Source organism: Pseudonocardia xinjiangensis (assembly GCF_012911925.1).
GTDB lineage: Bacteria > Actinomycetota > Actinomycetes > Mycobacteriales > Pseudonocardiaceae > Pseudonocardia > Pseudonocardia xinjiangensis.
The window spans coordinates 1-12,873 of sequence record NZ_JAAXKY010000032.1; the positions used below are offsets into that span (position 1 = coordinate 1).

Genomic DNA, 12,873 nt, shown 5'->3' on the forward strand with positions numbered 1-12,873 from the left:
GGCGGGACGCTGGGGAGGTGCACGGTGAACGCGGTGCGGCCCGGGACGCTCGACACCGACACCGATCCGCCGTGTGCCGCCACCACCGCGTGGACGATCGCGAGCCCCAGCCCGCTGCTGCCGTTCGCCCGTGACCTCGACGAGGAGCCGCGCGCGAACCGCTCGAACACGTGGGGCAGCAGTTCGGGTGGGATGCCCGGCCCGTCGTCCACCACGTCCAGCCGGGCGCCGTCGGCCTCCAGGGCGAGTGCGACGGTCACGGCCGTGCCGGGCGGCGTGTGGGCACGGGCGTTGGCCAGCAGGTTGGCCAGCACCTGGGCCAGCCGCGAGGCGTCCCCGGGCACCGTCACCGGCTCCTCGGGGAGCGCGAGCTGCCACCGGTGGCCGGGACCGGCGGCGTGCGCGTCGCTCACCGCGTCGACGACGAGCCGGGTGAGGTCGACCTCGCGGCGCTCGAGCGGGCGACCGGCGTCGAGCCGGGCGAGCAGGAGGAGGTCCTCGACGAGCGTGGTCATCCGCTCGGACTGCGCGGAGATCCGCACCAGTGCGTACTCCGCGTCGGCCGGCAGCTCGCCCCGCCTACTCAGCTCGGCGTATCCGCGGATCGCGGCCAGCGGGGTCCGCAGCTCGTGGCTGGCGTCGGCGACGAACTGGCGCAGCCGCGTCTCGCTGTCCTGGCGGGCCTCCAGCGCCGCGCCGACGTGGTCGAGCATGTGGTTGAGGGCCGCGCCGACCTGACCCACCTCGGTGCGCGGGTCGGCGGCAGGCACCCGCTCGACCAGCGAGACCTCGCCCCGGTCCAGCGGGAGCGTGCTCACCCGCCGCGCCGTGGCCGCCACCCGTTCCAGCGGCCGCAGCTCGCGCCGCACCAGCACGGCCCCGGCGAGGCCCGCCCCCAGCAGCGTCACCGCCGCGACGATCAGCTCGGTCGTCACGAGCCGCGCCACGGTGTCCTGCACCTGGCGCTCGGACAGGCCCGTGATGATCACGTTGCCGTCCGGGCCCGGCAGCGCCTCGAGCCGGTAGACGCCCAGTGAGCCCAGGTCGGCGCTCACCGGCGGGTGGTCCACGACGACGGTGGTCAGGTCCGGGAACTCCATCGGGGACACCGGCTGCACCGCCCCGTCACGCGTGTACACCCACGCCGAGACGACCTGGCCGTGGCGCAGTACGGCGCTGAGACTGTCGGGCGGCCGCAGGCCGGGCCGGTCCCCGAGGTTGGGCAGGGGCAGCGGGTTGCCCGCGGAGTCGACGCGGGCGAGCACCCTGCTCGACACCCGCAGGTCCCCGTCGAGCCTGCCGATGAGGAAGCCGCGCAGCGTGAGGACGGTGACCAGCGCGACCACGGCCGTCGCAACGGCGAGGAGCAGCAGCAGCGTCGCGACGAGTCGCGTCCGCAGCGAGCGGCTCCTCACCCCCCGGCCGCCGGTTTGAGCACATAGCCGGCGCCGCGCACCGTGTGGATCATGGGCGGACGCCCGGCGTCGATCTTCTTCCGCAGGTAGGACACGTAGAGCTCGACCACGTTGGACTGGCCGCCGAAGTCGTAGTTCCACACGCGGTCCAGTATCTGCCCCTTGGACAGCACGCGCTTGGGGTTGCGCATGAGGTAGCGCAGCAGCTCGAACTCCGTGGCGGTGAGCTCGACGGGCGCGTCGCCCCGGCGCACCTCGTGGCTGTCCTCGTCCAGCACGAGGTCGCCCACCACGAGCTCGGAGCCCTGCCGGGCCGCGGCCATCCCGGAGCGGCGCAGCAGCCCGCGCAGCCGGGCCACCAGCTCCTCCAGGCTGAACGGCTTGGTGACGTAGTCGTCGCCACCCGCGGTGAGCCCGGCGATCCGGTCCTCGACGGCGTCCTTGGCCGTCAGGAACAGCACCGGCACGTCCGGGGTCTCCGCGCGCATCCGGCGCAGCACCTCGAGGCCGTCGAAGTCGGGCAGCATCACGTCGAGGACGACGGCGTCGGGCCGGAACTCGCGCGCGCCCCGGACGGCCGAGCTCCCGTCGGCGGCTGTGCGGACGTCCCAGCCCTCGTAGCGCAGGGCCATCGACAGCAGGTCGGAGAGTGAGGCCTCGTCATCGACGACCAGGATCCGGATCGCGCTGCCGTCGGCCCGCCGCAACGCCGTGGCCTGGTCCCTCATCGTCGACATGCTAGCCAGCGTCGCGCGCGGGACTGTGGCGCCGATGGGCGAAACCTGTGTGCCCGCTGTGGAACCGGAACGGCCGTCGCGTCGTCCAAGTGCGCATCGATCACGTGCGATCGACCGTACCCGAGGAGGGCGAGATGGACGCGTTCGACGGCTGGCCTGCCGACGCCACCACGTTCCTGGCCGAGATCACCGCCGACAACAGCCGGGAGTTCTGGGCGGCGCAGCGCCGCCGGCACGCCGCCGCGGTGCACGCCCCGATGAAGGCGCTCGCCGGGGAGCTCGAACCCGAGTTCGGGCCGGTGCGTGTGTTGCGCCCGGTGGTCAACCGCCGGTTCCGGCCGGACGCCCCGCCGTACCGCACCGACACCGGTGGGGTGGCCACCAGCGCAGGGGGCTGCGCGCTCGCCGTCGTGTTGTCGGCCACGGCGCTGTCGGTGACGGCGGGGCACTGGTCGTTCGACGCGAGCCAGCTCCGGCGCTTCCGCACCGCGGTGCACGGCACGGCGGGGGAGGAGCTCGCCGGGCTGCTCGCCGGCGTCGGCGAGGGTGCGCTCGACCCCGGCCGTCCCCTGGTCGGTGCGCCGCGCGGCGTCCGGGCCGACCACCCGCGGATCGTCCTGCTGCGCCGGCGCGGACTGCAGCTCACCCGGTCGCGGCCGGCCGGCCCCTGGCTCGCCACCCGCGAACCGCTGGCGTGGGTGCGGGCGGAGTGGCACGCGGCGGCCCCGGTGGTCGCCTGGCTCGACGAGCACGTCGGTGCGGCCGAGCGCGTCGAGCCGCGGCCCCGGCCCGTGCAGCCGGCCCCGGCGTGACCGCCCGGCTCACGAGAGCGCCGGTGGCGGTCAGGGCGTCAGCGGGCGCGCCAGTAGCCCGTGGCGTACACCCGGCGGCGGTCGAGGCCGCGGTCGTCGAGCAGGTGCTTGCGCAGGTCGCGCACGCAGGCCGACTCGCCGGAGAGCCACGCCTGCCCGGCGCCTGCCGGGAACGTCGCGGCCCGCACGGCCTCGGTCAGCGGGGTGCCCGGCTCCCGGTCGCCGCGGTGCACCCACCGCACGTCGGCAGCGCCGGGCAGATCCTGCTCCTCGCCGGAGTCGGCCACCTCGAGGAACGCGAGCGCGGGCACGCCGGGGGGCAGGGCGTCGAGCACCGTGGCCACGGCGGGCAGCGCCGTCTCGTCGCCGATGACCACGTGGAACTCGGCGGCCGGGTCGGGCTCGAACCGGCCGCCCGGCTCCGAGACGCCCACCCACGAGCCCGGCCGCGCGTCCCGGGCCCACGCCGCCGCCGGCCCGTGCCCTTCGTGGAGCACGAAGTCCACGTCGAGCTCGCCCGAGCCGGGGTCGAAGCGCCGCACGGTGTACGTGCGGATCGCGGGGCGGCGCTCGCCGGTGGGCCACAGCGGACCACCCGAGGTGGCCCGGGGCACCGCGGGCCGGTCCTGCCCGGGCACGGGGAAGAACATCTTGATCCGGCGGTCGGGCCCCTCGCCGCCGAAGCCGGCCAGCTCCTCGCCGCCGAGCGTCACGCGGACCATCCGGGGGGTGATCCGCTCGCTGCGCCGCACCTGCAGCAGCCGGGGTGCCGTCGTCGTCATCGTGACGATTGTGCCGCTGCGCCGCCCAGGGCAGCGAGGCCCGTCCAGACGAGGTCCATCAGGTACTCCGTGGCCTGTTCGCTGGTCACGGTCCGCGCGCTGCCGCGCCACAGGGCGAGCCGTTCGCACGCGCCGACGATCACCTGCGCCCATCCGGTCAGCCGCTGCGGGTCGGCGTCGGGCGCCTGGGCGGCGAGCAGGGCGGCGATGAAGTCGGTCTGCTGCGCGCGGATGCCCTCCAGGGCATCGCCCGCCACCGTCGACTCCGAGTACAGGAACGTCCAGGCCGGCTCGCGCTGCTCCAGGTACGCGAAGAAGGCCAGCGTCCCGCGCCGGAGCATCTCCTCGGGGCCGTCCGCCGAGGCCGCGGCCGTGGTGGTCACCTCGAGCAGCTCGGCGCGGGCGCGCGCGATGCAGGCGAGGAGCAACCCGTCCTTGGACCCGAAGTGGGCGTAGAGCACCGGCTTTGTCACGCCCACCCGCTCGGCCACCATGTCCATGGAGGCGGCCTGGTAGCCGCGCTCGCCGAACACCGCGACGGCCGCGTCCAGGATCTGCCGCTCGCGGTCGGCGCGGCTCACCCGGCGGCGAGGTGTCCTGGGCTCCACGCGGCCAACCTACCGCAGGTAGGAAGGAACCTACCGGCGGTAACCTACTCGTGGTAACTTCCGGGGAGCCGTCGATCGGAGGAACAGGATGAGCGCGCCGACCGCTGACACCACCGTGGACATCGCGATCGTCGGCAGCGGTTTCGCCGGCCTCGGTGCCGCCGTCCGGCTCGCGCACGCCGGCCGCAACGACTTCGTCGTCCTGGAGAAGGCCGACTCGGTCGGCGGGACGTGGCGCGACAACACGTACCCGGGCTGCACGTGCGACGTGCAGTCGGCCCTGTACTCGTTCTCGTTCGCGCCCAACCCCGACTGGACCCACCGCTTCGCCCGGCAGCCGGAGATCCGCGCGTACCTGGAGGGCGTCGCCGACCGCTTCGACCTGCGCTCCCGCATCCGGTTCGGAGCCCGGGTCACGTCGGCCGAATGGACCGGAAAGCGCTGGACCCTGCGGATCGCCGACGGCTCCACCGTCAGCGCACGCGCGGTCATCTGGGCCCCCGGGGGGCTGCGCGAGATGTCGGTCCCGGACATCGAGGGGCTCGCGGAGTTCCGGGGCACCACGTTCCACTCCGCGCACTGGAACCATGACCACGACCTGCGCGGGCGCCGGGTCGCGGTGATCGGCACGGGCGCGAGCGCGATCCAGTTCGTCCCGGAGATCCAGCCCGACGTCGAGCACCTCACGCTCTTCCAGCGCACCGCTCCGTGGGTGGTGCCCAAGCCCGACGGCGAGGTCTCTCCCATGCTGCGCCGGCTCTACCGGGCCGTGCCGCTCCTGCAGAAGCTCAAGCGCGCCACGGTCTACGCGCGCGGTGAGGCCGTGGTGGCCTTCTTCCTCCGCACGAGCCGCACGAAGATCCTGGGGAAGGTGGCGCGCGCCTATATCGACCGGGTGTTCGCCGACCGGCCCGATCTCCGGGCGAAGGTCACACCCGACTTCGCGTTCGGCTGCAAGCGTGTCCTGCTCTCCGACGACTACTACCCGGCGCTCAAGCAACCGAACGTCGACGTGGTCACGGAGAAGATCGTCCGCGTCACGGAGTCCGGCGTGGTGACGGCCGACGGCGTCGAGCACGAGGTCGACACGATCATCTTCGGCACGGGTTTCAAGGTCGCGGCGAGCTTCCTCGACTCGATGGCGGTCACCGGCCGCGACGGCGTGAGCCTGAGCGAGGTGTGGCGCGACGGCGTCGAGGGCTTCCTCGGCACCACGGTTGCCGGGTTCCCCAACTTCTTCGTGATGACCGGTCCCAACACCGCGATCGGGCACACGTCGCTGGTGGTGATGATCGAAGCCCAGCTGAACTACGTCCTGGACGCGTTGCGGCTGCTCGACCGCACCGGCGCAACGGCCCTGGACACCCGCCGCGACCGGCAGGACGCCTACAACGCCGCCACGCAGCGGAAGTTCGCCGGCACGGTGTGGACGGCCGGTGGGTGCCAGAGCTGGTACCTCGACGAGGACGGCCGCAACCGCACCATCTGGCCGAACTTCACGTTCGTGTTCCGGCGCCGCACCCGCAAGGTCCGCCCGGCCGACCACGAACTGCTGGTGTGAGGCGCCGCCATCGGGAGGATCGCGGCGGACCGTCGCTTTCGTTCGCCTTCCCGGGTTGAGGCCGGCCGTTGCCGAGGAGAAGCTGGAGTGGCAGCCGGGTCTGCTGATGCACGGGGTCCAGCACCTGCCAGTGGTGTTCGAGAAGGCGGTTGCGACGCAGCAGTAGCACCGATCGCTCCGTCCCTGGCTCGGCCCCGGCCGACCGGGTTCTCGTGGCAGGACCGCCCGGGTGGTACGGCCGTCGAAGGCCGTCTGCGGCCGCTCTACGGTGGGGATCGTGGTCGATGCCGCCGTCTATGCCATCCCCATGACCGCCCGGTTCCGCGGCATCACCGTGCGGGAGGGGATGCTGCTGCGGGGCCCGGCCGGGTGGGGCGAGTTCTGCCCCTTCACCGAGTACGACGACGCCGAGTCGGCCCCGTGGCTGGCCGCCGCCGTGGAGGCCGCAGAGGAGGGCTGGCCGGAGCCCGTCCGCGACCGGGTGCCGGTGAACTGCATCGTCCCGGCGGTCGGGCCGGAACGCGCGCAGGAGATCGTGCGGGCGTCGGGCTGCTCCACGGCGAAGGTCAAGGTGGCCGACGCGCCCGGCTCGCTGCCGGACGACCTCGAACGCGTGGCGGCGGTCCGCGACGCCCTCGGCCCCCACGGCGCGGTGCGGGTGGACGCCAACGCGCTCTGGGACGTCGACGACGCGGTCACCGCGATCCGGGCACTGGAGCGCGCGGCAGGCGGGCTGCAGTACGTCGAGCAGCCGTGCCGCACGGTCGAGGAGCTCGCGGCGGTGCGGCGCCGGGTCGACGTGCCGATCGCGGCCGACGAGTCGATCCGCCGGGCCGAGGACCCGCTGCGGGTGGCCGTCGCGGGCGCGGCCGACATCGCCGTGCTCAAGTGCGCCCCGCTCGGCGGGGTCCGCCGCGCGCTGGCCGTCGCCGAGGCGTGCGGGCTGCCGTGCGTGGTGTCGTCCGCGCTGCAGACCAGCGTGGGGCTGGCGGGGGAGCTGGCGCTGGCGGGAGCGCTGCCCGACCTGGACTTCGCGTGCGGGTTCGGCACCGGCGCCCTGCTGGCCACCGACGTGGTCGCCGACCCCCTCCTGCCCCGCGACGGCTGGCTCCCCGTGCTGCGCCAGGCACCCGAACCGGTGCTCCGCGATGCTGTGACCGCCGACCCCGAGCGCACGCGCTGGTGGCAGGACCGGCTGGCGCGGGTGACGGCCGGGGTGCACTGACCCCGGACCCGCGAGCGGGAACGGGCGACTCGCGCGACCGGAACGGGCGACTCGCGGGCGGGAGCTCCGAACTCTTCCCGCGAGTCGCCCCGAAATCGTGCGCGAGTCGCCCGGATTCGGTGCGCGAGTCGCCCTCTCCGGTGGGTGACCCGGTACTCGCGCCGGCAGGGGCGGGGCCAATACGGTTCGGGACGTGTCGGTACTGGTGGTCGGAGCGGGGCTGGCGGGCGTGGCGTGCGCTGTGGAGCTCACCGCGGCGGGGGTGCCGGTGCAGGTGCTGGAGCGCGCCGCGTCCGTCGGGGGCCGGATGGCCAGCAGGACGGTCCACGGTCGGCCCGTCGACATCGGTGCGGCCTACTTCACCGTCCGGGACCCGGAGTTCGCCGAGGTCGTGGCCCGCTGGCGGACGGCGGGCCTGGCCCGGCCGTGGACGTCCGAGCTCGCGGTGCTCGGCGACGGCACCCGCGGCCGGTCACCGGGGCCGGTGCGCTGGGCGGCGCCCCACGGGCTGGCGAGCCTCGTCGCGGAGCTGGCATCCGGACTGGCCGTCGAGCTGGAGCACGAGATCCACCACGTGGGTCCCGGACCCGTGGTGGACGGCAGGCCCGCCGACGTGGTCGTGCTCGCGATGCCCGACCCGCAGGCGCTGCGCCTGCTCGACCCGGCCTCGCCGGCCGTCCCCGAACTGGCCGGCCGGGAGTGGCGGCCGGTGATCACCGTCGTCGCGGGTTGGCCGTCGCGGGAGTGGCCGGAGATGCCCGCGGCGTTCGTCAACGACCACCCCGTCCTGTCGCTGATCGCCGACGATGGGGACCGCAGGGGTGACGGCGCGGCGGTGCTCGTGGCCCACACCACCGCCGACGCCGCCCGGCGGCACGAGAGAGACCCCGCCGGTGCCGTCGGGCCGGTCGTCGGGGCCGTCCGGGAGCTGCTCGACGTGCCCACCGCACCGTCCTGGACCGCCGTGCACCGCTGGGACCACGCCGCGCCCGCCGCCGCCCGGGACCAGCCCTTCCACCTCGGTGACGACGGCATCGCCGTGGCAGGCGACTCCTGGGGCAGCTCGCGGGTGGAGACGGCGTGGCGGTCCGGGACGTTGCTGGGCCGGGCGGTGGCCGCCCGGCTCGGTGCGGCCCAGCCCCGCTGAGTCGCGGCAGGAGGAGCGGATCAGCCGGTCGACTGACTAGCGTCACCTCATGGCCGTTACCTCCGACGCGTCCGCCCCGCCCGATCCCGTCGTCGCCGAACTGCTCGCGGCGCTTCCCGCCGACCGCGTGCTCCTGGATCCCGACGTGATGGCCACCTACCAGCACGACGAGGCGGAGTGGGCGGAGTTCGGGCGGGCCGCCGCGGTGGTCCGGCCGCGCAGCACGGAGGAGGTCGCCGCGGTGGTGGCCGCGTGCGCCCGGCACGCCCGCCCGCTCGTACCCCGCGGTGCGGGCACGGGCCTGTCCGGTGGCGCCAACGCTGTGGACGGGTGCGTGGTGCTGTCCACGGAGCGGATGCGCGAGATCGTCGAGATCAACGCGGCGGAGCGGCTCGCGGTGGTGCAGCCGGGGGTCGTGAACGACGACCTGCGCGCGGCCGTCGCCGAGCACGGCCTGTGGTACCCGCCCGACCCCGCGAGCTCCCTGTGGTCGACGGTCGGCGGCAACGTCGCCACCAACGCGGGCGGCTTGTGCTGCGTGAAGTACGGGGTGACGCGCGACTACGTGCTCGCGCTGGAGCTCGTCACGGCGGCGGGCGAGGTGGTGCGCGTCGGACGGCGCACCGCGAAGGGGGTGGCCGGGTACGACCTGGCCGGGCTGATGGTCGGATCCGAGGGCACCCTCGGCGTGATCACCGAGGTCACCGTGAAGCTGCGGCCGCTGCGCACGAGCCCGCGGCGCACGGTCGTCGGGTTCTTCGACACCCTCGCCGCGGCGGGCGACGCCGTCTCCCGGGTCACCGCGCGCGGCGTGCAGCCCGCGGCGTTCGAGCTGATCGACCGGGTCTGCCTGCATGCGGTCAACGCGTGGAAGCACGCCGGCCTCCCGGAGACCGCCGCGGCGCTGCTGCTCGCCCAGACCGACCTCCCCGATCCGGCGGGACAGCAGGAGGCCGAGGCCATCCACGCCGAGTTCGTGGCGGCGGGGGCGAGCGACGCGATGCTGTCCACCGACGAGGTGGAGGCCGACGCGCTGTTCGAGGCCCGCAGGCTCGCCTACCCCGCGATGGAGCAGCTCGGTGGGGCGATCCTCACCGAGGACGTCTGCCTCCCGCGGGGCGAGCTCGCCGAGATGCTCGCCCGCATCGAGCAGATCGCGGCCCGCCACGACACGCCGATCGCCACCGTGGCGCACGCGGGCGACGGCAACCTGCACCCCATGTTGCTCACCAGGCACGGCGACGAGGCTGGGAAGGCACGGGCGCAGGCGGCGTTCGAGGACATCCTGGACGCCGCGCTGGAGCTCGGTGGCACCGTCACCGGTGAGCACGGGGTCGGCCTGCTGAAGCTGTCCGGGATGCGGCGCGAGCTCGGCCCGGAGGTCGTCGCGATGCAGCGGGCGATCAAGGCCGCCCTCGACCCGCAGGGAATTCTCAATCCGGGCAAGGTGGTCGGGTGACCCGTCTGCTTCCCCACCTTCACGACCCTCAGGACCGTCCCGCGTTGCGCTTCGGCGCCGGGGACTCGAGCCTCGCGCTGAGCTACCCGGAGCTGGCCGCCGCCGCAGGTGGCCTCGCCGGTTCCCTGGCCGGCCGCGGACGGGTGGCCGTGCACGCCACGCCGACCCTGCATACCGCGGTCGGGGTCACCGCGGCGCTGCTGGCCGGCGTCACCGCCGTGCCGCTGAACCCGAAGCTGGGGGAGCGGGAGCTCGGGCACGTCCTCGCCGACTCGGCGCCCGAGCTCGTGCTGACCGCGCCCGGCGCCCAGCTACCCGGGCCGCTCGCGGCACTTCCCCGGCTCGACGTCGACCTGGCCGGCTCCGGGGCGGTGCCTGCCGGGGAGCCGCCGGCGAGCGCGCCCGCCCTCGTGATCTACACCTCGGGCACGACCGGTCCGCCCAAGGGAGCGGTGCTGTCCCGCGGCGCCGTCGCGTACAACCTCGACGCGCTGGCCGACGCGTGGGCGTGGACCGCCGAGGACCTGCTGGTGCACGCGCTGCCGCTGTTCCACGTGCACGGCCTGGTGCTCGGGGTGATCGGGCCGCTGCGCCGGGGTGGCAGCCTGCACCACATCGGCACGCTGGATGCGACCACCCTGGCCGGGGCGGGCGCCACGATGGTCTTCGGGGTGCCGACCCAGTACCACCGGCTGGCCGACCAGCTCGAGACCGACCCGGACGCCGCTGCCGCGGTCGGCCGGGCGCGGCTGCTGGTGTCCGGCTCGGCGGCGCTCACCGCCGTCGACCACGCCCGGTTGCGCCGCGCCACCGGGCTTGCGGTGCGCGAACGGTACGGGCTCACAGAGACGCTGATCCTCACCGCCGCCCGCGCGGAGGACGAGCCGGAGCCGGCCACCGTCGGGCGGCCGCTGCGGGGCACCGAGGTGCGTCTCGCGCCCCTGGCCGGGGAGCAGGCCGACGGGCTGGGCTCCGTCGAGGTGCGCGGGCCGGGGCTCTTCGACGGCTACCTCAACCGGCCCGACGCCACGGCCGCCGCGCACACGGCGGACGGCTGGTTCGTCACCGGCGACATCGGGCGCTGGACGGAGAGCGGCGTTCTGGCGCTCGTGGGACGCAGCGCCACCGACCTGATCAAGTCGGGCGGCTACAAGATCGGCGCGGGGGAGATCGAGAACGCGCTGCTCGAGCACGCGGGCGTCGCCGAGGCGGCCGTCGTCGGAATGCCCGACGACGACCTGGGCGAGCGGATCGTGGCGTTCGTCGTGCCGGCCGGGGTGGCGCCTGCCGAGCGGGAGCTGGTCGACCACGTCGCCGCTTTGCTCGCTCCCCACAAAAGGCCCCGGGAGGTACGGTTCTGCGAGGCGCTGCCCCGTAATGACATGGGCAAGGTGATGAAGGCCCGGCTCCCGCGGGACTGAGGCGCCGGTTGGTGCGGTCGAGTGATCCTGGCCGCAGACGGCTCTACAGACCGATTGACGAAACGTCACTGGGGGCACCCGATCGAATGACGGACACGACGACGCGCACCTGGAACCGCACCTACCGCGGACCCGCAGGCACGGGAGCTCCCCGCCTCGCGGCACTGCTCGGCGTCCATCGGGACGAGGCCACGCCGCAGCAGGTGCTCGAGACGGAGCGGTTCGACACCGACGACCATCGCCTCAGTGCGGCCGACATCCGGCTCACCCTGCACCGCGGGGGGGAGGAGCAGGACCAGTGGCACCTCGACCTGCCGGACGGTGACGAGGCCGAGCAGCTGCGTGTCCCGCTGGCACCCGACGCCGGGGCCACCCCCGAGGTGCCGGCCGAGCTTCAGGAGCTGATCCGTGGGGTCGTCCGTGACCGCGCGGTCCGGCCCGCCGGCCGGATCCGTCGCGTACGCACGGAGACCCGTCTGCACGGCGACGCCGACCGGCTGCTCGCCGTGGTCGTGCACGACGACGTCACGCTCGCCACCCTGGGCCGGGCCACCGAGGTCGAGGCCTGGACCGAGGTGGAGCTGCACCGGGCGGAGGCCGACAACGCGCTCATCACCGAGCTCGAGAACCGGTTCGCCGAGAGCGGGCTCCGCCCCGCCGCACCTGCTGCCGAGGAGGAGCTCGAACGCCTGCTCCGTCCGGCACCCAAGGTCCGCAAGCGGCGCAGTGGGCCGCGCGGCTCGGCCGGAGCGGTGTTGCTGGACTACCTCGCCGCCCAGGCCGACCGGCTGGCCGCCGAGGAGCTCCGGGTGCGCCGCGGCGGCCCCGACTCCGTCCACCAGCTGCGCGTCGCGTCCCGCCGCATGCGCAGCGCACTGCAGGCCTACCGCCCGCTGCTCGACCGCAGGCGCACCGACCCGATCGTCGACGGCCTCCGGGAGCTGGGCCAGGAGCTCGCCCCGGCCCGGGACGCCGAGGTGCTGCACGAGCGGATCTCCGACGGGCTCGCCGGGCTCCCGCCCGAGCTGCTGCTCGGGCCGGCGCAGGCGCAGATGACCAGGCACTTCGCCCGCGTCGAGGCCGAGGCCACGGCCGCGGTGCTCACCGCACTGGACGGCGAGCGCTACGCCACGCTGCGCACGGCGATCGACGCGCTGCTGGAGCGGCCTCTGCTGACGAAGCGTGCCGCCCGGCCCGCCCGCAAGGAGCTGCCCGCGCTGGTGGCGCGCACCGCCAAACGGCTGGAGGACGCGGTCGGCATCGCCACCGACCCCGCGGCGCCTGCCGACCACCGCGACACCGCGGTGCACACCGCCCGCAAGGCGGGCAAGCGGCTCCGGTACGCCACGGAGGTGGCCGAGTCGGTGGCCGGGAAGGACGCCAAGCGGTTCGCGAAGTCGCTGAAGGGCTTCCAGTCGGCGCTCGGTGAGCACCAGGACACCGTGGTCGCCCGCGAGGCACTGCGTGAGCTGGGCTCCCTGGCCCACCCGGCCGGGGAGAACGGCTTCAGCTTCGGACTGCTCTACGGGCGCGACGCCGCCCGCGCCGAGCAGATCGAGCGCGAGCTCCCGGAGCTGTGGGCGACGGCCTGGTCGCGCCGCAACCGCCGCTGGCTCCGCTGACGTCCCACCCGCCTTCACCGGACGGGCGACTCGCGCGCGCGGAACGGGCGACTCGCGCGCCTGGAACGGGCGACTCGCGCGTCC

12 protein-coding genes are annotated in these 12,873 nt (G+C 74.7%); 8 read left to right on the top strand and 4 right to left on the bottom strand.

Annotated features, from left to right (window positions below; genetic code table 11):
• Both HF577_RS12335 and HF577_RS12340 read right to left on the bottom strand, forming a co-directional pair.
• The coding region (locus HF577_RS12335) for a sensor histidine kinase (protein ID WP_169395947.1) at positions 1-1,415 on the bottom strand (1,415 nt) is incomplete at its 3' end.
• On the bottom strand, positions 1,412-2,143 hold the full coding sequence (locus HF577_RS12340; RefSeq protein ID WP_407692202.1) for a response regulator transcription factor: 732 nt from the start codon (positions 2,141-2,143) through the stop codon (positions 1,412-1,414). The genes HF577_RS12340 and HF577_RS12335, both read right to left, overlap by 4 nt.
• A 143-nt stretch (positions 2,144-2,286) precedes the next feature.
• On the opposite strand from HF577_RS12340, the gene HF577_RS12345 reads away from it, so the two are divergent.
• Positions 2,287-2,964, top strand: coding sequence for a DUF2461 family protein (locus HF577_RS12345; RefSeq protein ID WP_169395949.1), 678 nt, complete (start codon positions 2,287-2,289; stop codon positions 2,962-2,964).
• Between the two features lie 38 nt (positions 2,965-3,002).
• Here the strand turns inward: HF577_RS12345 and HF577_RS12350 are convergent, their stop codons facing one another.
• The gene (locus HF577_RS12350; protein WP_169395950.1) at positions 3,003-3,746 is read right to left on the bottom strand and encodes a siderophore-interacting protein; all 744 of its coding nucleotides are present in this window, start codon (positions 3,744-3,746) and stop codon (positions 3,003-3,005) included.
• A complete protein-coding gene (locus HF577_RS12355) occupies positions 3,743-4,354 on the bottom strand; it encodes a TetR/AcrR family transcriptional regulator (protein ID WP_312859096.1) in 612 nt (203 codons plus the stop codon). The genes HF577_RS12350 and HF577_RS12355 overlap by 4 nt, the downstream gene beginning before the upstream one ends.
• Before the next feature lie 88 nt (positions 4,355-4,442).
• Here HF577_RS12355 and HF577_RS12360 point away from each other — a divergent pair, with 88 nt between their 5' ends.
• The 7 genes from HF577_RS12360 to HF577_RS12385 all read left to right on the top strand — a co-directional run bounded on the left by HF577_RS12360 (position 4,443) and on the right by HF577_RS12385 (position 12,789).
• Entirely contained in the window at positions 4,443-5,915 is a 1,473-nt protein-coding gene (locus HF577_RS12360) for a flavin-containing monooxygenase (RefSeq protein ID WP_169395951.1), read from the top strand.
• Positions 5,916-5,970: 55 nt separating this feature from the next.
• Complete coding sequence (locus tag HF577_RS38220; RefSeq protein ID WP_246266280.1) at positions 5,971-6,081, top strand: cytochrome P450; 111 nt, start codon at positions 5,971-5,973, stop codon at positions 6,079-6,081.
• Between the two features lie 111 nt (positions 6,082-6,192).
• Positions 6,193-7,140, top strand: a complete 948-nt coding sequence (locus HF577_RS12365; RefSeq protein ID WP_312859097.1) for an o-succinylbenzoate synthase — start codon at positions 6,193-6,195, stop codon at positions 7,138-7,140.
• A 193-nt stretch (positions 7,141-7,333) separates the two neighbouring features.
• Entirely contained in the window at positions 7,334-8,287 is a 954-nt protein-coding gene (locus HF577_RS12370; RefSeq protein WP_169395952.1) for an NAD(P)/FAD-dependent oxidoreductase, read from the top strand.
• A 49-nt stretch (positions 8,288-8,336) separates the two neighbouring features.
• Entirely contained in the window at positions 8,337-9,746 is a 1,410-nt protein-coding gene (locus HF577_RS12375; RefSeq protein WP_169395953.1) for an FAD-binding oxidoreductase, read from the top strand.
• Positions 9,743-11,167 carry an AMP-binding protein gene (locus tag HF577_RS12380; RefSeq protein WP_169395954.1) on the top strand — a complete coding sequence of 475 codons (1,425 nt, stop codon included), beginning with the start codon at positions 9,743-9,745 and terminating at the stop codon, positions 11,165-11,167. The genes HF577_RS12375 and HF577_RS12380 overlap by 4 nt, the downstream gene beginning before the upstream one ends.
• Positions 11,168-11,253: 86 nt before the next feature.
• Positions 11,254-12,789 (top strand): CYTH and CHAD domain-containing protein, encoded by a 1,536-nt coding sequence (locus tag HF577_RS12385; RefSeq protein ID WP_169395955.1) that lies wholly within the window; start codon positions 11,254-11,256, stop codon positions 12,787-12,789.
• The last annotated feature ends 84 nt before the right edge of the window (positions 12,790-12,873 follow it).

What these genes read in the sequence shown, in the direction of transcription:
- HF577_RS12385 (WP_169395955.1), top strand. Translation starts at nt 11,254, where the DNA reads ATGACGGACACGACGACGCGCACCTGGAACCGCACCTACCGCGGACCC.
- HF577_RS12340 (WP_407692202.1), bottom strand. Translation starts at nt 2,143, where the DNA reads ATGAGGGACCAGGCCACGGCGTTGCGGCGGGCCGACGGCAGCGCGATC.
- HF577_RS12360 (WP_169395951.1), top strand. Translation starts at nt 4,443, where the DNA reads ATGAGCGCGCCGACCGCTGACACCACCGTGGACATCGCGATCGTCGGC.
- HF577_RS12345 (WP_169395949.1), top strand. Translation starts at nt 2,287, where the DNA reads ATGGACGCGTTCGACGGCTGGCCTGCCGACGCCACCACGTTCCTGGCC.
- HF577_RS12375 (WP_169395953.1), top strand. Translation starts at nt 8,337, where the DNA reads ATGGCCGTTACCTCCGACGCGTCCGCCCCGCCCGATCCCGTCGTCGCC.
- HF577_RS12350 (WP_169395950.1), bottom strand. Translation starts at nt 3,746, where the DNA reads ATGACGACGACGGCACCCCGGCTGCTGCAGGTGCGGCGCAGCGAGCGG.